The sequence below is a fragment of the Burkholderia sp. LAS2 genome (genome assembly GCF_018417615.1).
GTDB classification, from domain to species: Bacteria; Pseudomonadota; Gammaproteobacteria; order Burkholderiales; family Burkholderiaceae; genus Burkholderia; species Burkholderia sola.
Window position 1 is genome coordinate 86,569 of sequence record NZ_CP071053.1, and the last position, 20,708, is coordinate 107,276.

Genomic DNA, 20,708 nt, shown 5'->3' on the forward strand with positions numbered 1-20,708 from the left:
GCATTTCGGTGGAATTTACCGCGCCGAGCCCGCCGGGTGAGGACGAAAACGCGAGGGCGCGGCGCGGTGCGGAATGGCGGCGGGCCGATTCGCTGCGCCCCTCCGCGGCGCACCGCCGGTACGGACATACGCCACCGCGCGTTACTTCGCCCGCTCATGCTCCCCCATCCCGATCGCCTTGTAGTCGTATGTCGGGTAGAACTCCGTGCGGTATGCGCCCCAGGCCGTATCCTCGAGCACACGATTGACCTCGCGCACCCGCGACGCCGGCAGCCGCAGCACGACGATCTGCCCGATTCCCATCGTCACCGTCCAGCTCACCACCTCGACGCCCGGCGGCGGAAACGCCTTGTAGAACCCCTGCTTCGCAAGCTGCGCATTCAACTCGGCAAGCGGGCGCGACTGGTCGTGTTTCAGGAACACGGTCAGCAGCACCGCGTTGTCGGGCGTTGCGACAGCCGTGCCGGCCGGCACCGTCGACGTCTGGCCGATGGCCGCTGCGCTGCACACCGCGGCGGCCGCCAGCGCGGCGGCAATCACGAACGTTCGAATCGGAAAATGCGGGAATACGGTCATCACGCGACTCCATGGCTTCGTGGGGGGAGCCGCCATCATGCGCCGCCGGACCCATTGCTGCAGCGAGCGGCCGACGTGCTTACGCCGCACCCGCGCCTTCGCGCTCGCGCAGCACGTCGATGAACGCGCGCAGCTTGGCCGGCATGTGCTTGCGATTCACGTAGTACAGCCACATCGGCGGCAGCGTGCGGCACGCGCCCGGCAGCACCTCGACGAGCGTGCCGTCGCGCAGGTCCTGCTCGATCCGCTCGCGCACGAACGCGAACGCGATGCCGACACCGGCGCGCGCCGCGTCGATCACCGCATCGTCGTCGTTCGTCACGAACACGCCGTCCGGATCAAGATCGACGTCGCGTCGCCCGTCGCGCAGCAGCCATTTATGCAGGCGTCCGCTTTCCGAGAACCGGAAACGGACGCACGCATGATGCTCGAGCTGCGCAATCGATTCCGGCGCACCGTACCGCGCCAGATAGCCGGGCGACGCGACCAGTGCACACGTCAGCGCAGGCGCGATCCGCACGCCGATCATGCCCGGCTGCAATCGATCGGCCAGGCGAATCCCCGCGTCGAAGCCGTCCTTCGCGATGTCGACGAGTTCGTTCTCGTAGCGAATTTCGAGCCGGACTTTCGGATAGCGCTCGCGGAACGTGGCGAGCACCGGCGCGATCACGAGCAAGCGCGCGAGCGGCAGCGCGGTCACGCGCAACAGCCCGTTCGGCTCGCTGCGCGCATCCTTCAGTTCGTCCCGTGCCTGCATGACCTGCCGGTATGCCGGCTCGGTCTGCCGCCGGTAGCGTTGGCCGGCTTCGGTGAGGCTCACGCCGCGCGTGCTGCGGTTGAACAGCTTCACGTTCAGCTCGCCCTCGAGCTGCCCGATCGCCAGGCTGACGGCCGCCGGCGTCAGGCCGAGCGCGGCGGCGGCCCGCGTGAAGTTGCCGGCCGTCGCGACGGTCATGAACACGTGCAGGCCGGCCATCGGATCGCGTCTGCTCATCGTCTGTTCATCATTAGAAAAACTTGAAACTGCTTCGAGCGGAATACGGATTCTCCCATATACCGCAACTGCCTACACTGGCGCTGTCGTCCCTCGGAGCCTCGCATGAACCCGCTCACTGCCTCACTTCCGCTGCCGCTCGCCGTCGCCCGCCGCACGATTGACGCTGCGCTCGCTCATGCCGCGTCGCTGCAGGCGGCCGGCGTCGCGATCGCCGTCGTCGATGCCGGCGCGAACCTGCTCGCGTTCGTGCGCACCGACGACTGTTTTCTCGGCGCGATCGACCTCGCGCAGCGCAAGGCGCTGACGTCCGTCCGCTTTCGCACGTCGACCGGTGCGCTGGGTGCGATGTCGGGCGACGGTCCGCTGCGCGGCATCGAACACAGTCACGGCGGCCTGGTCACGTTCGGCGGCGGCGAGCCGCTCGTCGACGGCGACGGGCGCTGCGTCGGCGCGATCGGCATCTCGGGCGGCAGCGTCGACGAAGACGCCGCGATCGCGCAGCACTGCCGCGACCTTTTTCAGGCAACCCTTCACTCCACGAGGTAAGCACATGACACGGAAACGCATCTTCATCACCGGCGCGGGCACCGGCTTCGGCCGCGAAGTCGCGCTGCGGCTCGCCGAACGCGGCCACGACGTGACGGCCGGCGTGCGCACGGCCGTCGAGATCGACGCCCTGACGGACGCCGCCGCGCAGCGCGACACCGCGTTGCGCGCGGTGAAGCTCGACGTCACGTCGGCCTACGATCGCGCGCGCGCCGCCGAACTCGACATCGACGTGCTCGTGAACAACGCGGGCGTCGGCGAAGCCGGCGCGCTCGTCGACCTGCCGATCGAGATCGTGCGCGAGCTGTTCGACGTGAACGTGTTCGGGCCGCTCGAACTCACGCAGCAGATCGCACGCGGGATGCTCGCGCGCAAACGCGGCAAGATCGTGTTCGTGTCGTCGATCGCGGGGTTGATCACGGGGCCGTTCACCGGCGCGTACTGCGCGTCGAAGCACGCGGTCGAATCGGTGGCCGAGGCGATGCACGCGGAGCTGGCGCCGCACGGCATCCGCGTCGCGGTCGTGAACCCGGGCCCGTATCGCACCGGCTTCAACGACCGGATGATGGAAACGACGCGGCGCTGGCACGATCCGGCCGTGCATACCGTGACGCCCGAGCGGTTGACGTTCCCGCTCGAACAGCACGACCCGGAAGAAATGATCGCGAAGATGGTCGACGTGATCGACAGCGACGGCGGCGCGTTCCGCAACCTGCTGCCGGCCTCGTCGGAAGCGTTCGTGCGCGCCGAGCAGGCGCGTGCGTGGGAACGGCAGCAATAAGAAACGCCAATGAGATGAAAGGCCGGGGGCTGTTTGAATGTGTCAGGATCCTCAAACAGCTCCCACTACATGAGCCCCTGACTTCTCCTCCCTCGGCGAGAAGGTAGTCGGTGACCGGGCCCGCGAACACGGCTGTGCCCGTGATCTTGCTGGACATGCACTCGTCGCCTGCTCACGGCTGAAATTGTCGCTCGCAATCGAACGTCAATTGCGGATTCAACCGGTCGATGCAACACACTAGAATCTGCGCAAGCAGTGGAGGTGTTGCAAATGAAGCAGAGGCCGAGGATCTACTATTCTGAGAGTCAGAAAGCACTCATGTGGGACCGCTGGCGCAAAGGTGAAACGATTCATCAAATTGCCAAACTGTTCGATCGGGGCCACTCTTCGATACAGCGGATCCTGTCAGAGGCCGGCGGCATCGAGCCACCGCAAAGACATCGCGCACCGCAGACATTGACGCTCGCGGAACGCGAGGAAATCTCTCGCTGCCTGGTAAGCGGATTATCGATTCGGTCTATCGCGGCCAAGCTGGGACGTGCTCCTTCCACGATCAGCCGCGAGCTGCAGCGCAACGGAGGCAGCCAAGGTTATCGAGCGAGCCGGGCGGATGAGCTCGCCTGGGATCGGGCACGTCGCCCGAAGATTTGCAAATTAGTGAGCAATCAGACGCTGGCGCGAGTTGTCGCTGCAAAGCTGAAGCTGCAGTGGTCCCCTGAGCAGATTTCTGGTTGGCTCAAGCATACGTATGCCGTCAACAAGGACCATCTGGTGTCACACGAGACGATCTATCGGAGCCTCTATATTCAAGCTCGCGGTGCCCTGAAAAAGGAATTGCTTGAACACTTGCGACGCTCTCGAGCGATGCGCCGGTCTCGCCATCACACATTGAAAACCGAAGACCGCACGAACATTCGCGACGCTGTATCGATCAGTGAACGCCCCGCGACGGCGGAGGATCGCGCGATACCCGGGCACTGGGAAGGTGACTTGCTGTTTGGCAACGCGACCAGCCAGATTGCGACTCTTGTCGAACGTCAGAGTCGATACGTGATGCTGGTAAAAGTAGCCGGTAAGGATTCCGAGGCTGTGGTCAACGCGCTGATACGACACGCCAGCAAGTTACCTCGAGAACTATATAAATCGCTGACCTGGGACAGGGGCACGGAAATGGCTGATCACAAACGCTTTACCGTGGCGACCAAGATCCAGGTCTATTTCTGCGATCCGCAGAATCCGTGGCAACGCGGCTCGAATGAAAACATGAACGGACTGCTGAGGCAGTACTTCCCGAAAGGCACCGACGTCTCTGCCTATTCCCAAGCCCAACTCGACGCTGTAGCGAGGCGTCTCAACGAGCGTCCGCGTAAGACGCTAAACTTTGACACACCCGCCCAGCGGTTCCATCAATCTGTTGCATCGACCGGTTGAATCCGCAATCCGTAATGGTCACTTCGACACGACGATTTCTCGCCCTTCCGGACGCGGTAACGTTGTCCGCCAGCGAATCGGCATCGCCATTTCCCTCGACGATGATGCGCGGCGCCGGCACGCCTGCCGCAGCGAGAATCTGGGCGACGTGCCGGGCACGTGCTTCGGAAAGCGCGTAGTTGGATGCTTGACGTGCCGAACTGATCGGTGTGCTGTCCGCATATCCTGCCACTCGGACGGTCGCGTCCTTGGTCACGGTCGCGATTTCCCGGCCTGCCGAAGCCGCGACCGAAGCGCCCCACGGCGCGACCGTTGCGTCGCCGGGCCCAAACATTCCGCTGAATCGGAGCGTCACCGCATGGCGCCCGGCGTCGCGAATCAGTTCGACATTCCCTGCCGCGACTTCATCGCGCAGCCGCAGTTCCAGATTGCGAACCAGTGCATCGAGCGTCGACGCCGGTCGCCTCGATTTCGCGTGAACCCACCGGTCCACCGCGGCGTAGCCCCCGGCCCCCAGCAATAACGCGACGGCGAGACCTCCGGCGAACCTCGCTCGCGATCGACGCACCGAAACGGGACGTACCCACGGATCGACCGTCTGTCGCTGACGTTTCGGCGGCTTGCTGACGCGATTCACGCCGTGTCCCCCCGTCGTGACCACGTCGTGTACGTGTTCGCGAATGACCTGCAGGCGCTTTTGCCCCCCGGCTTCAAACCGGTAGCGCCCACGAAAGCCGAGATCGAGTACGTTCTGGTATAGCTCGATCAGATCGAGGTTCGCACGCGGATCGCGCATTGTCTCGTCGATCAGTCGGAAAACACGGTCGCCGCCCTGACGATCATGTCCGAACGCACTCGCCAGGCAGTTGTCCTGCCATTCGACGCCGGTTGCTTCGCCCTTTCCCCAAGACGTCTGCATCGCCGCCTCGTCGAGCGCGGAGCACAGACAATAGCTTGCGGAACGGACATGCTCGGGTCGGACCGGGAGCGCATTGCAGATCCAGGTAAAGAGGCGAACTTCGTGCCCCAGCCATCGACGCCGCGGTGCGATCGCATCGGCATCGAGCGTTTCCGGCGTATCGGCCAACGCCTGCAACAGGATGCGCGACGCTTCGAGTAGCGGGTTGATCGCTTGCCGGGCAGCCTCGAGACGTGCGGCAACAGGCAGCGACGCCACAGCCCTTGCGTCACCCTGCGGGCAAGATGTCGAAAGAGTCATCGATCGATTCCTTCCGATTCAGCGGGAGGCGCTTTCCGTGCTCGCCGGCAACATGCCTCGCGGCAACCCCGGCGGCGGGCCGCTGTCCGGCAGGTTGAACGTCGACATCGTGCTGGGACACCGGAAGGTCTTCAGCACGTCGCTCGTGAGCGGATTCGCGACGCTCCCGGCGCTTACGACGTCGAGCGCCGCTTGTCGACCGTCGAAACTGAACGCGATGCGCGTACGGCCCGGCGTCGCCGTGTCCACCACGCGACCTTTCTGGAGCAGGCGCATCAACGCCCACGGTCCGTCCGCTGCGATCGTCGACGTGTCCGGCCGAATCCGCGGGCTGGCCGTGATTTCCGTGTGGACGCCACCGCGCGGCCCCGGCCACGTGACCGTGAAAGGCGCGACCGGACCGTGTTGATAGAGCGCAGTCTGTCCGTCGATGTCGAGCGACAGACTCATGATCGTCGGGTCAAGCTCGGGAATCCGGATGTCGGCCTTCCATGTCAGTTGCTTGTGGCCGGGATCGTTGAAAAAGACATCGCGAATGGCCTTCGCATGCTCGAACGGCTCCAGGTCCGGCCCCCGCATGGGTTCGGCTGCGCCAGGCAGCGTCCGGTAGCGCCACGGCTTCGCGGCCGTGTCGACGAACGGGGCAAGCGTTTTCGTGAAGAAGTCGTCGATCAAGCCGCCCTGCGCAAATACCCGCGTGAAATCGTCGATGCCGACGTCCCGCGTGCTGTCCGGTGAAAACGGATAGTTGCCCTCGACGATCAGCCGGCACGTATCGCCGACCACCGCCTGCATCTGGCGCGACAGCAGGTGGCCAATCCCCTGATTGACTTCGCGCGAGCCGTCGGCCGAGAGCTGCAGCAATACCGCGCGGAACGGCGCGGGCATCGTGTCGGCCGTCATTTTCAATTTCGCGGCGACGTCGCTCGCCGGTGGCATGCTGTTGTTCGACAACGCATTGTCGGCGACGGTGAGCGCCGTGTAATAGTCGTTCAGCAGGTTGGTGACGCCATCCAGCCCCGTCTTGTCCGCCCGCGCGGCGACAGGCTGCGTATCGGACTGCGCATCCACGCTCCCCGTCACGACCTCGCGCAGCGCCGCGAAGTGATTGTCGACGAGTTCCCGTTCAACGCGCTCCGACGCCCGAATACCCGACGCCTTGTCCGCCTTCTGATTGAGCTGGTCGGCGGCCCGCTGCAGCAGCGAACCGTCCGACGCAGCGAGCGGCTGCGTGAGCGTCGTCTCGCGCACGGCCGCGCGGGCCAGCCGCACGAGCGGCGAATCGGGCGCCGCGAAGCTGCGCAGCACCTTCAGATTGAACGCAAGGCTCGTACCGCTCACGGTGCGGATGTCGTCGAGAAACGCGTCCCATTGCTGCGCATATTCCATCAGGTATTCGCGGCGGACCGCGTCGGTCAACGCATCGTCCGCGCCAGTCGCGCTGCTCACGATCTCAGCCGTTTTTTTTTGAGCCGAATCCGACGAACCCGCCAGATACGAGCGCCCCATCACCCACGCATCGTCGTCTCGCGCGATTTGCACGAATTCCGGCAATCGCTTGTCGAACAGATTCCGATAGCCTTCGAACGTGAAGAGCCCCGACACGCCGCGCGACAACGGTGCATCGCTCGCTCGCGTGAACACCGTGCCGGCCTGCGGGCCGATCGCGCGCAGCAACGTAAATTCGTCGGGCGCCTCCTTGAGCATGGCTGCCTTCGCGCGCTGGTAAAGGCGATCGGTTGCGTTGCTGCCATCGAGAAACGCGCGCGCCTGCTGCACCAGCGCATCGTTGCGGATGAGCGGCGACTGCACCACGCGCGCTCCGGAGAAAAGCTGCTGCACGTGGTCGATCATCGACACACGTCCACCGAAAGCAGCCGCGCTGTCGGTCTTCGCCCAGTCGTCGAGCACCCAGGCCTTGACGTCATCCGCGTTGAACTTCGCCTTGTCGTACAGCATCAGGTAGACGCGCAGCGCATCGTAGGCGGCCTTCGGGTCCTTGCTGGCGATCGCCCGGGACATGACGTCTTCCAGGCGGTGCACGATCTGCGGCAGCAACAGGTTGTCCTCCAGCACGTCATACGCATGGCGGCTTTCGGTGGCGATGTCCGCCGACGTGTAGAGACCGTAGCGCCACGTGCTGTCCGGATTCGACAGGTCCAGACCGGGGAAGGTCGGCAAATCGCGCGCGTCGGTCAGCGTGTCCGGCACGGCCTCCGGTTTGGGTGCCTTGTAGAGCTGGGTGACGCGCGCCGCAAGCGCCTGCACCTTGCGGTCAACCGCATCGAGATAGTCGCTGTTGTGGCCGAAGCTCGCGCGGAGTCCGATTGCCAACCACACGAACAACACCAGCGCCAATGTGTGGCCGATCAGGCGCGAGAGGCGGTAACGATATTCCCAGCGCAGGTTGGGGCTCACCAGATGCGCTTCAGGGAACACGACGCGAGTCAGGAGATCGTGCAAGAAGAAACCCTGATTGCCCTCGGCGCGCGCGGGTGAAACGGGCGCGTGTTTCTGAGTCGACAGAAGACGTTGAACGACTGTGTTGCGCTTCGCAACGAGCTCGCCATCCCGTTGCCGCGCACTCGTGAAATACACGCCGCGCAACGTCGAATGGAGCTGGGTGTCGTCGTAACGCGAATCGAGGAACACGCGGTCGATCATCTCGAGCAGCGGTCCGAGCAGCGCGGCGAACTCCTCGGGCAACGCGGCAAGCGATCGGCGCTTGTGCGATTCGTATTCGTCCTGCAAATGCGTATCGATCGAAGCGCTGAGCCGTTGCGCAAGTTCGGCGAGTTCCGTATGGCAGCGCGCGCGCAGCCCTTGCTTCGCAACGGTTTCCTTGCCATACGGAAGCGCGAAGCCCCATGCCTGCGCCCGCCCCTCGGCTGTCAGCGCGCCGAAATACTCGGCGAAGCCTGTCAGACGATCCATCTTCGTGACGACCACATAAACAGGAAAACGAATACCCAGCTCCTGCCTCAGTTCCGCCAGCCGCGCGCGCAACGCGGCAGCCTCCGCCACGCGCGCCTGTTCGTCGGCGCTTGCCAACGTCGCAAGATCGATCGTCAGCAACGCGCCGTTAATCGGTGCGCGAGGACGATGCCGGCGCAGCATGCCCAGAAATCCGAGCCACTCCGCACGATCCACCTTCTGTCGGCGTTCGCCCGTACCCGGGCCAGGCGAAACGACATGGCCGCTGGCCATCGACGTTGCAGCGGCTTTCGAGTGCGACGCCTCGTTCTGCTTCTCATCTTCTCCAGCACCATCCGCAGCCGGCTCGGCATCGGCGCCGGCCTTGCCCGGAACGCGGGTTGCGGGCTTTCCCGTTTCCTCAGTGGGCGCGCCGACGTCATCAGCCGTCGACGTGCCATGACGCGTGTAGTAGCCGGCCGTGTCGATCAATACAGCTTCGTTGGTCAACCACCAGTCCACCGCGGCAGCGTCGCCGACAGGCGTCCCGGCCGCGCGCTGCATCTGCTCGGCAACGGGAAACGCCAACCCACCGCTCATCAGTACGCTCGTCTTGCCGGACGCGTGCGAACCGAGCGTGATGTACCAAGGCAGTTCGTACAAATAGCGCTTGCCCTGGAATAGCTTGCCAAGACCACGCGCGCCGGTACGCATCGATTGCAGGCGCACGAGCGCGCTCGTCACGATCCCTTCGATTTTCCGCAGGCGGGCTGCAGCGGGCGACTCATTCTTGCGGCGATCCATGCGCAGCATCTTCTTCATGAACGCATCGTCTTCGCGCATTTTTTGCCACACGCGGACGATCCAGAAGAGGACAAAAGCCGCCACGATCAGTGCGATCGCGGTGAGTCGGGCCGACACGGGCTCGAACGGCGTTGTATGGCCAAGCGACAGCAGCGGCGCCGCATACCAGATCAGCAGGCACAGCAACGCGATGAACACGATGCTCGTCGACACGCCCACGAGCCAGAGCAGCACACCGGCGAGCAACAGCGCGATCAGCAGCACGCGGATGCCGGCGCCGGCGAGCGGCTTGAGCCCGCCGAACGCGAAAAACGGGCCGACGAACCAGATCACGAGCGAAACGACGATCAGTGCGAGGAACGCGAGGAACTGGCGCGAGGCCAGAAACGACAGGAACTGGAACTTCTTCATGTGTTATTCCGGAAACGGATCTGGCTTAGCGTGCGACGTCGATCTCGACGCGCCGGTTTTGCGCGCGCCCCTGCGCGGTGCGGTTGTCGCCGACCGGATCGGCATCGCCCTTGCCGACGGCTTCGAGCCGGTTCGCCGGCACGCCGGCGGTTTGCAGCATCTGCATGACCTGGGTGGCGCGTTCTTCCGACAGCATCTGATTCGATGCGAAATGTCGGCTGCGAATCGGCACGTTGTCCGTGTAGCCGATGATCGTGACCTTGCCCGGCACCTTGGCGATCTCTGTGGCGATCTTCGAAATCAGCGGATTCATCGATGCCTGAACCGAAGCGCCACCGGGCTTGAACATGGCGTCGCCGCGGAACGTGACGGCGCTGTGGCGGGCATCCTCGACGACGCTTACCGTGCCTGCCGCGATTTCGTCCTCGAGCAACTGTTTGAGATGCAGTTGTGGAGGCGGTGCAGGCGGTGGCGTCATGCGGGCGATGTCGGCAATCTGCTTCTGGACGTCCGCGCTGCGGCTGAACAGTTCGTACTTGAACCATCCGAACAGGCCGAGCAGGATGACCGACAGGATCGTGACGGTGATCCATACCGGAAAATCGGTGAACGACAAGCGTTTGCCTGTCGCGGGCGATTGCCAGTGGGGCGATAGCGTCAGCGGCACGGGTTCGCGCTGAGACGTGATCACGTTGTAGAGCCGTTGACGAATCGCATCGTGCTTGCGCTTGCCGTCAGTCATGTCCCGGTATCGGCCTTGGAAACCGAGGCTGAGAATGCGGTAGATCACTTGAAGGAGGTCCCGGTGCTCATCCGGATCTTCCAGCAAGCGCCCAATCAGAAGATAGACCTTGTCGCCGCCCTTGAGATCTCCGTGGAAAGTGGTTGCAAGCCCATCGTGGATCCATTCGATTGCCGCCGAACCCTCCTGGCCCCATGCGGTTTGTGTTGCGGCTTCGTCCAGTGCCGTGCACAGACAGTAGCTCGCGCCGATCATGTGATCTCGCCGGATGTTTGCCTGTTCGCAGAGTTTCTCGAATACGCGCACTTCCTGATCGAGGAGCATGTGTAGTGCAAGTATCTGCTCAGGTTCAAGATGTTCCGGCATATCCGCCTGCGCACGCAGGAGTGCACTTGCTGCTTCAAGCAACGGGTTTTTTGCGCTCTGGACGGCCAACAGCCTTTTCGGCAACGGGATGGCCATGGCTCCCGGAGCTTCTTGCCGATTATCCGGTGATGGCTTTTGATCGACGAGGGGCGCCACGGCCTCGCTTGATTGGTTAGTCATAAAGAAACATCGATTTTTAATAACGCTTACATAACAATACGAATTTATTTAATTCAAGATACCGATATGGTTTTCAATCGACTCACCAGCACACATCCGCAACCAGCATGATGTGCTTCGAGAGCAACCGGCACTCCATCGACCAGGAAAGTTTCGTCCCCTTCCTCGATTCGATTCACGCCGTGCTCTGCGCAACGGACGAGGTCGAATTTACGAACAATGGCTTTTCCTTCAATACTATCCGTACTACTTCCCGTTAATATCTCGCCGCCGTGAGGTGCCAGCGTGTCACTGACCACAATGATCTGTCGGGACATGTTTTTCTCAATTGAAGTCAATTAGAAACAAGAAGTCGATCGACTGTGGAAAGTTCAAAATTCGTTGATACGGTATAAGGACCGTGATCGACCGGTAATGTGTCGACGTCCCGCGATATATGCCCTCGACCGTCAAGAGGCGGCACCGCATTCTTCTTGAACGATGGTGTCGTCGCCTTGGCCGCATCGATCAGTGTCTTGGCGTCACCATCCCATTTCGGCAACGGCGCCGGCGGGAGCGGAAGGACCTTGTCTAGGTTCGGGAGCTTAAGACGACCCCGGTAATGCTCCAAGACTCGGGCAATCTTGCTATACCGCTGGGCGCGGGCTTGATCGATGTAACCGACAAGATTGCTACCGTCGGTCAAATCAAATCCATCGAATTCGGTAAAGATATTGCTAGCACATTTGGAACTTCCAAGCCTCACCCCCTCGTGCAGCACCTCTAGTGCACGTCGCTTCGCCGCTGGCGTCACCGGTCGGGCATAAATGTAGCTGAGTTTATTGGCGGCATCCCCATGCCCTTGCGCCAAAGCACACTCAAGCATCTGCGTCGCAATGGGTTCATTCCCCCAGAACTCGCCCCCCGGATCGTCATATGTCCCGGCTAGCTTGCTGGCTAGGAACGTCATGGCCGACGGGCTTCCCATATCAGCTGCTCTTTGGAAGAACGCATAAGCACTGGTCGCGTTTCCGCCTTTGACCAGCCCCCTCTGGTGGTACACACCCATCTGATCGTACGCATCCGGCACACCTAGCGTCATCGCCTTCTCCACCCAACGAATCGCTACTTCCGGATTACGCTCAGGCACGCCCGGATAGCTGCTCAAAATCAATCCCGCGAGATTCAGCATTGCCTTCCAGTGATCGTGTTCGGCCGCCTGCTCGTATAGTCGATAAATCTTCGCGTAGTCGCGCCGCTTGTAGTACACGTCCGGATCGTCGAGCGCCAACGCCTGCTGGAACCACTGCTCTGCCTGTGGATCGATCGGCGGCACGTGCTGATCCTGATATACGCACTTGAATTCCTTGCGGTGCGGATTAAACAACGGAAGTTTCTCGTAGCGGGGCTGGTCAGACATCGCGGCAGTCAATTTGTTGGTCACGGTAGTTAGCGGCCCCGCCTGCACGCTGACCGCGAACAAGCAAAGGCTCATGACCACAACGCACAAGCGCCGCCCGACCACACTCGTTCCGGATTTGCTCACAGCGCAATCCTTTCGAAACCGTCGTCCGTCCGTGCATTGGGGCTGCCCATGAAGACCCACCGCACATGCACTGGGTCAATCTCCAAGTGACGATCAACTGGTTTCGGAAACGGCTGCCCCTCCGGCACGAATGCTTGCTGATCCCAGCGGTTGTACAAGGCCGCGAGCGGATGATCCACTCCGACGCTTGCCTCCCAAATACCCGTTTGCGGGCATCGCTCCGATCCGTGGCACGACAACTTCTCAGGCTGCGTCTCAAGTTGACGCAAAAATCCGGTATCGCGCAGTTGCGCCAGAAATACCGATCGACTCGGCGGCACTGGTCGAGATTCGCCCAGGTAATGCCACTGCACCTGTTCGGCTTCCAGCCAGTTGACGTGCGGCGGGTCGAAACGCTCACCGGCCCGATAGCGCTCGGGGTGACCACCGCGGGCAAATTTCAGTTGGTCCTTACGCATGGTCGACAAGCCGTAGAGCGCCATCCAGTAGCCACTTTCCGGCACCACCTTGTCGCCGCTCACGGCATACGGACTTTGCGCTAGCGACATGACACCCTGCCCCTCAGGCATGCGGGTTCGACCTTCCAATTTGGATGCCGGGTCTTTTTTGGGATGAGGTGTCACCGCCTTGGCTGCATCGATCAGTGTCTTAACGTCGCCATCCCATTTCGGCAACGGTGCCGGGGGAAGCGGTAGAACTTTGTCGAGGTTTGGCAACTTCAAACGGCCTTGGTAGTGCTCCAGGGCATCGCCAATCTTGCTATAACGTTCCGCGCGGTCTCTGTCGACACGTTCTGCAAGACTTTTCCCATTTTTTAGGTACGTTCCATTGAACTCGACGGATAGTTTATTTGAACATTTCGCACTACCAAGCCTTACACCATTATGGAATATTTTCAGTGCGAGTTTTTTTGCCTCGTCAGAGTATCCACTCGATTGCAAAAATCCTAACTCATAGGCAGCATCACCATATCCCTGCGAAACCGCACACTGCAACATTTGCATAGCGATTGGCCGATTTCCCCAAAAATCGCCGTCTGGGGAATCATAGGTACCGCCCAGCTTGTCGCCAAGGAAAGTCATAGCCGATGGACTTCCCATATCTGCCGCTCTCTGGAAGAACGCATAGGCACTGGTCGCATTTCCCCCCTTGACCAGCCCCCTCTGGTGGTACACGCCCATCTGATCGTACGCATCCGGCACACCTAGCGTCATCGCCTTCTCCACCCAACGAATCGCTACTTCCGGATTACGCTCAGGCACCCCCGGATAGCTGCTCAAAATCAATCCCGCGAGATTGAGCATTGCCTTCCAGTGATCGTGTTCGGCCGCTTGCTCGTATAGTCGATAAATCTTCGCGTAGTCGCGCCGCTTGTAGTACACGTCCGGATCGTCGAGCGCCAACGCCTGCTGGAACCACTGCTCTGCCTGTGGATCGATCGGCGGCACGTGCTGATCCTGATATACGCACTTGAATTCCTTGCGGTGCGGATTAAACAACGGAAGTTTCTCGTAGCGGGGCTGGTCAGACATGACAGTGGTCAATTTGTTGGTCAAAGTAATCGATGGCCCAGCTTGAACATTAATACCGTTCAAGAATAGAGCAACGCAAATAAAGCGTATAAATATGGTCACACACACCTCCACTCACACCACCAACGTCCCGTCATATGACGGAACAGTTACCTGGGCGTGCATAGTTGCCGTCGCTCGGTAGTCCTCGAATTCAAGCAGAAAACCCTGCATACTCGCACCATCTTTTCTCGCTAATGCGTTTTGCTTCATGAGATCGCCCCATGCTTTATAAACTGTTGGAATCAAGGTTCGCTCCCCCGTCCCACTGATCCCTCCACCCGATTGCAACCCAAACACGCGCTCACGCAACTTCGCAGCCCACTCCTCCCCAGTCGCAGCAATATTGATTTCGCTATCCACCGACATACTTCGTTGATTCAGGTTGGCGCTCCCGAGTGTCACGAATACATCGTCGATCAGCATCAGCTTCGAGTGAATATAAATCTCGCGATACGCCATCTTCCCTCCCACCATCCCGCTTGTGCGCAGTCGCGCCACGCTCACTTTCAGGCCAAGCGTGCCCTCCAACGCCTCCACGCTCGGACGATTGAGCACCTTGTGCCTTGCCTTGACCTTGAGCGGATTTCCGTGTTCATCCTTGAGATTCAGGTCGTATTGAACATACTTTGCTCTTTTATAGTCCTGACTCATCTTTCCAGAATCCACCAAATCGGCCTGATTCGGCATCGCTTTTCCGTGACCGAGTTCCGTCAATGTGTCAAAGGTACGCGGCACCATTCCGTCGTCCTCCGGATGTGGAATGACGATGAACAGATGGAGCCTAGGAATTTCGGCAATCGGCTTCTTGGACAGACGATCCCAAGCATCACAGAACTTTTCTCGCTGATCCTTCAAATGACACGCGAATTCCGGGTAATAAAAGTACTGATTTTCGATATAGATGTAGTTACGTGCGTAGCTTGTCGCCTGGAAATACAGCTCCTTGATGCTTTTTTCCCGCTCGTGAGCCTGAGTCCGAACTATCTGTACAGCCTGCCGTGGGTTTTTCGGCAAGGTGGGGATCCGAGGTGGCAACGCTGCCAACTCCTTCGTCTTCCAGTCTTTGGGCGCGAACAAATTCCAGCCTTGCTCAAAATTCTGGTGCAGACGCTTGAGCGCCGGCCCGACTACCCGGCAAGCGTAATCTTGCAGTGGCCTCGCATGCTTGTATTGCCCCGTACCAGTTCGATTTCCGGGATTCTGCGTAGCTTTTGCTTGCGCGTGCTCGCCATCGACATTTGTTGCCGACCAGGTCTCGCGCAGCGAGTCGTCGATTCGATGGTTTTCGCTGTCCCAGTAGTCCGTCACGGAGTTGAGGCCCATGACATATCCAATGGCATGAAGGCCTCCTTCATGCTCGTAATCAATCAGTATCGGCTTCTGGTGATGCGTCGGAAAATTCCACAGAAGCCCGGCCTCGTCTACGGGGTTATACCATTCGAACGCGGGTGGATCTTGCTCCTTTGGAGCCTGATCGATTAAAGCCTTGACATCTGATCTGGAAATACTTCGCAAAACGATCTGTAGATTTGGGTTTCTTCCTTGCGCCCTTTGCGACGAAGGGAGATGATCCTGCCACCACTTCACGCAGTAATCGTGGCGAGCGTGATTTGCGTATGGCGATCCAAGTGGTCCGTGCTTCGCATCGGTGTAACCAGGCATGTTGTTCTGCTTGGTCGATGCGAGCAAGTCATACCAAATCAGCAAGCGAACGCGAACGGGATTCCGCGCTCGAGTAGTGATTTCATGCAGCAACTCACCGTATGTTTTTCCACGCTTCCATTCCGCCCCAGAGCGGACGAGTTCCATTGCCGGATCGAACCCCCAGCAGACAATATCCACGGTTGCCTTGGCGTCACGGATGTCCTTCTCGATTCTTTCGAAGCCTTCGCGGCCACATACAAAGAAATCCAATGCGTTGCCGTAAGTAATCGGATTCTTCTCGCGCTTTTCCAGCAGCCATTGCACGGTGCCTTGCGCCCTACGCCCAGCTTCGTCGATTGCAATATCAACTGGATTATGCGTCTTGATGTCGTCGGCCATATAGTTGTCCCGTAGCGTTTCGAGCACACGTCACACGCGTTCGCCACGATTCGAGCGCAGATCGACATGCTCGGGATCGTGATTAAGCGCATCGCGCACCTTAAGATTGAACTCACCGCCGTTGCTGAGTTTGACGCGATACGCGCTTGTTCCCGGCTGATGATTCATGACGATCACGCGCCCGAACTCGTCGGTCACGCCCTCTCCGATCTTTGCGGTTCCCTTGAACAATTCGTACGGCTCGTCCACGTACCGGTTCGCGGCCCCAGGTAGCGCGCCAAGCGTGAAGTGCAGGTTTTCCGGCAATTCCGGGGCGTCGAGCACGAGCGGGCTGCTCTTGTTGTCCGGACCGGTGAATATGCGCCCAGCCGAATGCACTTCGAAACTCCCGTTTGTACCGCTTGTGATCTCACCGGCACGCCAGCGCGTGTAGCTACCGCCTCCGCTTATTTCCACTTCCTGCTGAGCACTGATGCGAATCCGGTCGGCAACGACCGTGACATTGAGTTTCGCGAGCAGGTTAATACTGTCTTTCAGCGCCTTTAGATCGATGTCACCTGCCGCGGCCACCAAGCGCATACCGGCTTGATAGACAAACAACCGTAACGCCTTGCGCATGCTCGCGAACAAGCCACCGCCCGTGCTGACCGACATGTCGGTACCGACAGTCACCGCGGCAGCACGGCCACTGCTCAGATGAATCTGTTCCGGCGTACTCGCAACGATGCCGGCGGGACTGGCGAGTACAAGCTGAGGGTCCCGGAACTGATTCAGCTTGCCGCCGCCCCGAATAGCATTCGCCTGTGCTTTCAAAGACGTCACAATGGTGGTTTGTTCACCATCGTGCGCATGAACGGACTGAGCAGTGTGTGCAAGCCCTTCTGCAAGCTCCTGGGACTCGGAAAGCTGCGCATCGATCTCGTCGACGCTGAATGCGTCGCCATTGGCGGCTGGTCGACTGAAGGTCGTGAGCAATAGCCCTTCGGCCCCCCGAACCGCAGCTTTGCCGTCCGTTCGCAATTCAGCCCCTCGACCACGCTCATCCTGCCGCCCAGCATTGCCGGCAATGCGCGTGATATACCCGAGATTCAACTGCGAAGTGCCTTCGTCGCTCGACAGGTGGGCCTGGATTTTTCCGTTCGTGTCGTCGAAGGCGAGCGTATTCGCCCGACGGCCGCCGACCTCCCGGCTGCGATAGCCGGCAAGCGTCTGGTTTTTCGGCAATGCGAACGGCGGCATGTTGAATGCATTGGCCGCACGCCCCACGATGATCGGTAAGTCCGGATCGCCGTTGACGAAAGCGACTTCGACCTCATGCCCCCGGCGCGGCAGAAAGATTCCGCCGAACTGATCGCCATGCCACGCACCGGCCACGCGCACCCAGCAACTTGAACGCTCGTCGTTGTTGCCGAGCCGGTCCCACAGAAACTGGAGCTTCACCCGACCGTACGCATCAGTCCAGATTTCCTGATTCTCCGGACACGTCACGACGGCATATTCGACGCCGTTCACACGTGGCTTTGCAATCGTACGCAGCAGCCTGAACGGTTCAATTGTCGGCTGCACCGTAAAATCCGCCTCGCAACGGTATCGCTGGCCGGATCCGGACGCTTCGCCAATCTCCTCGATCGTCAGCTTGCAGGCGATCACCGCATACTCGCGATTCGCCGCATCCTGCGGATAGTGCGACAGCACGAACGTCTGGCCTGCCACCATGCCGCGCAGGTTGCCTTTGCCGTAGGCCCTCAGCCCCTGACAACGCCGAGCCTCCATCTGCACCAGCGTCAGGTACTCCGCTTCCGTGCGCGGCTCGTTGTGATCGCCCGAGAGTCCAGCCGCACCAGCCTGCGGCTGTGCGTAATCACCCCACGTGTAGTGCTCCTGGTGGGCAAGCCCCGTATCGCGAGGATCCTCACGCGTCACCTTCAGGTCCGCACGCGGCAACGTATAGTCGTAGTCGACGCTCGTCACCGCACCTGCGGTCAGCGCGTGGGAGACCGAGAAGTCCTGAATGTGTTCCTCGTCAAGCCGTCGACCGGTCGGCGGTTCGTAGCGAAGCGCGGCATACGCGTCACCAAGCGGTTTGAGCGCGCCCATCGAGTCGCACAGCACAAGGCGATGCTTGCCTTCGCCATGCTCGAAGAAGTAGTAGATGCCCCACTCTTCCCACAGGCGCTGCAGGAACGTCCAGTCGCTTTCGAAGTGCTGGCGTTGAATGTCACGCTTGGGCCATGCGTTGTTCGGCCGCGGCGTGGTGAGCCGTTTTTCGACCGGGAACGGATACGACGAGAGCACCGCATCAGTGATCTCGACCACGGACATGTCCTGGAAGATACGACAGTCGCAATTCTTGGTTGCTTGCCAGAGCCATGGCCGCAGCGTGAGTGCATACACGATCGAACGACCATCCTCGCGCACGAGCGTCGCATGGCTCACGATACCGGTAATCTCGCGTGCGCCCGCGCCGAGATTGGCCATGCCAGCATTGCCGGCCAAGCCGGGGATGAAGCGGCCCTTGCCCTCGAGCTGAATCGATACGGTCACTTCCGTACCGATCAGCGTGTCGAGCTTGACGTTCGCCGCGATGCTCTGCGAAAACCCGAGCGCATCCGGAGTTTTCAGCTCAAGCGTGTACTCGAACAGTTCGCCAACGGTCTCGCCACCGGTGAGTTTCACCGGAGTGAGGATCGACTGTCCCGCATACAGCGGCAGGGCCGCGCCTGAGACTGATAGTGTCCGTGGTGCATCAAACAAAGCCATTCCGACATCTCCATTGAATCACTTGAGCTGCGGTTTACCTATAGTGCGTTCGGGTATCGACGCCTATCCGCCGATTCATTTCCAGCCGTTGACGAGCTGAGGCGGATTATTAATGAAATAGAAAAACAAAATACCCACCGAAACAATCAATACACAAAAAACATATACAAGACCAAGAAAGATTCCGCCGGCGATATCCGGTTCGCCGCGTACAAACAAGACAATCGCACAACCGACCGCTAGCAACGGTGGCACGATAAGGCCATAGCCCCCCCAAAACGACTGCGATCCCACACCTACAAATAAGACAAAGCAATAGCCTACGACCACAATCAACCAAGCCAGTCCGATACCGCGCCGTATGAGTTCTTTCTGAGTTGGGTTCGGAGACCGCTTGGTGATATTTTTCATTTTCCAGATTCGAGTTAGTTAAGAGCTTGGGCCAATTAGCTATCTAGCTCTCTCGCAACGGACGCGCTTATGCCCGTACGCCCCACAATTCGAGCTTGAGCGACGGAAACTCCCCCGCGACATGCAACGCAACGCCGCCATGCCGCACGACTTCCTCCCAAAGCGGCCCGCCCTGAGTCAATTCGTAATAGATGTAGCCCGCGTTGAATGGAATCTGCCGCGGGGGCACCGGCAACGCTTCGAGGCCAATACCCGGCAAGTGACTGCGCACGAGGCTCGGCAGCTTGTCCGACGGCCCCGCCTTCGCCTGCGCGAGAAACTGCTGCTTCAGCGCATCCGCAGGCATTGCCGCATGCACGGCCAGCACCAGCGCGGTGAACCCTTGCATGTCGACCGGATCGACCACCGCGTTGCGCATGCCGTGACCGCGATCCTCGAGCGCGATGCTCTGCGCGCTGCGCACCAGCACGGCGTTGAGCAGCCGATGCGTGTCGTCGACAACCGGCTTCAGGCACACATGCGGCGTCGTATGCTGATACATCGGATGCGTTTCGAGCGGACGGCGCGTATCGGTGCGCAGATGCGTCGACAACTCGCCAGCCATGCCGATCAGCAGCGCGTATACGTCCGATGGCGATGTCGCCGGCACCCGCAGCAGATGCTGAAGCAGCGGCTCGTAGCGGTTGAGAATCTGCAACAGCAGGTAATCGGTAACAGTCGCCGCGCTCGCGGTGGTGTCATCGGTTCCGGCCAGGCGCTGCGCCAGCGCATTCGCGCGCAAGCGCGCGAGATCATGAATCTTTGTCACCCAACTCGTGAGCAGGTCGCTCGCGCCGTAACCGGATACGGGCGGCACAAGCGTGTCGTCGAGCGCGATGCTGCCATCCGCGCGAATCGTCTTCACGCACGTGAGTGCGAGACCGATCCACGCATCGCCCAACTCCTTTTCAGGCAGCAGGCGTACTCGCAAGTTCGACAGTTGCACCGATTCGGGCGCAAGACCGATCGAGTTCGTGTCACGCAGCTCCGTGTCGAACACCTGATAGCGTGCGAGCGAATCGGGTGTGTTGTCGAAGGTGGTCTCCTCGCAATTCGGCAACCGGACAGGCACGGCCAGATAGATGACCTGATCCAGATGCTCCTGCCGAATCGTCAACGGCGGCGGCAACGGCGTGTTGCCCGGCGCATCGAACGGCGTGCCGTCGGCGAACACCCCGGCCGCCGACTTGACGACCACCTTGCCGAGCGCCAGCGCTTCATGGTCGAGCGCGTAGTGCGTGAAGCCGAAAAAGAACGGCGACAGCGGCGCCGCACGCTGATGCGCGTATTTCTCGAAATAGCGGTCCTGCTGCTGGAACAGCTGCGGGCGGAAGAACAGCCCTTCCTGCCAGGCGACCTTGGCGTACCAGCTCATGCGTGCCGTCCGTTT

Annotated in this window: 15 protein-coding genes; 3 read left to right on the plus strand and 12 right to left on the minus strand. The window is 60.6% G+C overall.

Going from position 1 to position 20,708, the window contains the following annotated elements; all coding sequences use genetic code 11:
• Nucleotides 1-141: 141 nt before the first annotated feature.
• Nucleotides 142-576 carry a hypothetical protein gene (locus tag JYG37_RS20805; RefSeq protein ID WP_124554896.1) on the minus strand — a complete coding sequence of 145 codons (435 nt, stop codon included), beginning with the start codon at nucleotides 574-576 and terminating at the stop codon, nucleotides 142-144.
• A 79-nt stretch (nucleotides 577-655) separates the two neighbouring features.
• The gene (locus tag JYG37_RS20810) at nucleotides 656-1,570 is read right to left on the minus strand and encodes a LysR family transcriptional regulator (RefSeq protein WP_050012725.1); all 915 of its coding nucleotides are present in this window, start codon (nucleotides 1,568-1,570) and stop codon (nucleotides 656-658) included.
• A gap of 105 nt (nucleotides 1,571-1,675) precedes the next feature.
• On the opposite strand from JYG37_RS20810, the gene JYG37_RS20815 reads away from it, so the two are divergent.
• The 3 genes from JYG37_RS20815 (at nucleotide 1,676) to JYG37_RS20825 (ending at nucleotide 4,331) form a co-directional block, all read left to right on the plus strand.
• A complete protein-coding gene (locus JYG37_RS20815) occupies nucleotides 1,676-2,119 on the plus strand; it encodes a GlcG/HbpS family heme-binding protein (protein ID WP_124630208.1) in 444 nt (147 codons plus the stop codon).
• A gap of 4 nt (nucleotides 2,120-2,123) precedes the next feature.
• Nucleotides 2,124-2,900: an SDR family oxidoreductase gene (locus JYG37_RS20820; protein ID WP_050012727.1), complete on the plus strand. Its 777-nt coding sequence runs from the start codon at nucleotides 2,124-2,126 to the stop codon at nucleotides 2,898-2,900.
• A gap of 270 nt (nucleotides 2,901-3,170) precedes the next feature.
• Nucleotides 3,171-4,331 (plus strand): IS30 family transposase, encoded by a 1,161-nt coding sequence (locus JYG37_RS20825; protein ID WP_124632026.1) that lies wholly within the window; start codon nucleotides 3,171-3,173, stop codon nucleotides 4,329-4,331.
• Here JYG37_RS20825 and icmH read toward each other — a convergent pair.
• From icmH to tssK, 10 genes are all read right to left on the minus strand, one after another.
• A complete protein-coding gene (gene icmH, locus JYG37_RS20830) occupies nucleotides 4,252-5,550 on the minus strand; it encodes a type IVB secretion system protein IcmH/DotU (RefSeq protein ID WP_213346308.1) in 1,299 nt (432 codons plus the stop codon). The genes JYG37_RS20825 and icmH overlap by 80 nt on opposite strands.
• Before the next feature lie 18 nt (nucleotides 5,551-5,568).
• Nucleotides 5,569-9,678, minus strand: a complete 4,110-nt coding sequence (gene tssM / locus JYG37_RS20835) for a type VI secretion system membrane subunit TssM (protein WP_050012729.1) — start codon at nucleotides 9,676-9,678, stop codon at nucleotides 5,569-5,571.
• A gap of 25 nt (nucleotides 9,679-9,703) precedes the next feature.
• Nucleotides 9,704-10,966: a type VI secretion system protein TssL, long form gene (gene tssL / locus JYG37_RS20840; RefSeq protein ID WP_213346309.1), complete on the minus strand. Its 1,263-nt coding sequence runs from the start codon at nucleotides 10,964-10,966 to the stop codon at nucleotides 9,704-9,706.
• Between the two features lie 53 nt (nucleotides 10,967-11,019).
• The gene (locus tag JYG37_RS20845; RefSeq protein ID WP_080334197.1) at nucleotides 11,020-11,283 is read right to left on the minus strand and encodes a PAAR domain-containing protein; all 264 of its coding nucleotides are present in this window, start codon (nucleotides 11,281-11,283) and stop codon (nucleotides 11,020-11,022) included.
• A 17-nt stretch (nucleotides 11,284-11,300) separates the two neighbouring features.
• Nucleotides 11,301-12,491: an SEL1-like repeat protein gene (locus JYG37_RS20850; RefSeq protein WP_249746064.1), complete on the minus strand. Its 1,191-nt coding sequence runs from the start codon at nucleotides 12,489-12,491 to the stop codon at nucleotides 11,301-11,303.
• Nucleotides 12,488-14,023, minus strand: coding sequence for an SEL1-like repeat protein (locus tag JYG37_RS20855; protein WP_213346311.1), 1,536 nt, complete (start codon nucleotides 14,021-14,023; stop codon nucleotides 12,488-12,490). Before JYG37_RS20855 ends, JYG37_RS20850 begins: the two co-directional genes overlap by 4 nt.
• 114 nt (nucleotides 14,024-14,137) lie before the next feature.
• Nucleotides 14,138-16,108: a phospholipase D-like domain-containing protein gene (locus JYG37_RS20860; RefSeq protein WP_213346313.1), complete on the minus strand. Its 1,971-nt coding sequence runs from the start codon at nucleotides 16,106-16,108 to the stop codon at nucleotides 14,138-14,140.
• Nucleotides 16,109-16,138: 30 nt separating this feature from the next.
• The gene (locus JYG37_RS20865; protein WP_124631107.1) at nucleotides 16,139-18,868 is read right to left on the minus strand and encodes a type VI secretion system Vgr family protein; all 2,730 of its coding nucleotides are present in this window, start codon (nucleotides 18,866-18,868) and stop codon (nucleotides 16,139-16,141) included.
• Nucleotides 18,869-18,943: 75 nt separating this feature from the next.
• On the minus strand, nucleotides 18,944-19,279 hold the full coding sequence (locus JYG37_RS20870) for a hypothetical protein (RefSeq protein ID WP_124631106.1): 336 nt from the start codon (nucleotides 19,277-19,279) through the stop codon (nucleotides 18,944-18,946).
• Nucleotides 19,280-19,346: 67 nt separating this feature from the next.
• Nucleotides 19,347-20,693, minus strand: a complete 1,347-nt coding sequence (gene tssK / locus JYG37_RS20875) for a type VI secretion system baseplate subunit TssK (RefSeq protein WP_050012732.1) — start codon at nucleotides 20,691-20,693, stop codon at nucleotides 19,347-19,349.
• Nucleotides 20,694-20,708: the final 15 nt, after the last annotated feature.

What these genes read in the sequence shown, in the direction of transcription:
- tssM (WP_050012729.1), bottom strand. Translation starts at nt 9,678, where the DNA reads ATGAAGAAGTTCCAGTTCCTGTCGTTTCTGGCCTCGCGCCAGTTCCTC.
- JYG37_RS20855 (WP_213346311.1), bottom strand. Translation starts at nt 14,023, where the DNA reads ATGTCTGACCAGCCCCGCTACGAGAAACTTCCGTTGTTTAATCCGCAC.
- icmH (WP_213346308.1), bottom strand. Translation starts at nt 5,550, where the DNA reads ATGACTCTTTCGACATCTTGCCCGCAGGGTGACGCAAGGGCTGTGGCG.
- JYG37_RS20860 (WP_213346313.1), bottom strand. Translation starts at nt 16,108, where the DNA reads ATGGCCGACGACATCAAGACGCATAATCCAGTTGATATTGCAATCGAC.
- JYG37_RS20810 (WP_050012725.1), bottom strand. Translation starts at nt 1,570, where the DNA reads ATGAGCAGACGCGATCCGATGGCCGGCCTGCACGTGTTCATGACCGTC.
- tssK (WP_050012732.1), bottom strand. Translation starts at nt 20,693, where the DNA reads ATGAGCTGGTACGCCAAGGTCGCCTGGCAGGAAGGGCTGTTCTTCCGC.
- JYG37_RS20815 (WP_124630208.1), top strand. Translation starts at nt 1,676, where the DNA reads ATGAACCCGCTCACTGCCTCACTTCCGCTGCCGCTCGCCGTCGCCCGC.
- JYG37_RS20805 (WP_124554896.1), bottom strand. Translation starts at nt 576, where the DNA reads ATGACCGTATTCCCGCATTTTCCGATTCGAACGTTCGTGATTGCCGCC.
- tssL (WP_213346309.1), bottom strand. Translation starts at nt 10,966, where the DNA reads ATGACTAACCAATCAAGCGAGGCCGTGGCGCCCCTCGTCGATCAAAAG.
- JYG37_RS20820 (WP_050012727.1), top strand. Translation starts at nt 2,124, where the DNA reads ATGACACGGAAACGCATCTTCATCACCGGCGCGGGCACCGGCTTCGGC.
- JYG37_RS20845 (WP_080334197.1), bottom strand. Translation starts at nt 11,283, where the DNA reads ATGTCCCGACAGATCATTGTGGTCAGTGACACGCTGGCACCTCACGGC.
- JYG37_RS20865 (WP_124631107.1), bottom strand. Translation starts at nt 18,868, where the DNA reads ATGGCTTTGTTTGATGCACCACGGACACTATCAGTCTCAGGCGCGGCC.
- JYG37_RS20825 (WP_124632026.1), top strand. Translation starts at nt 3,171, where the DNA reads ATGAAGCAGAGGCCGAGGATCTACTATTCTGAGAGTCAGAAAGCACTC.
- JYG37_RS20870 (WP_124631106.1), bottom strand. Translation starts at nt 19,279, where the DNA reads ATGAAAAATATCACCAAGCGGTCTCCGAACCCAACTCAGAAAGAACTC.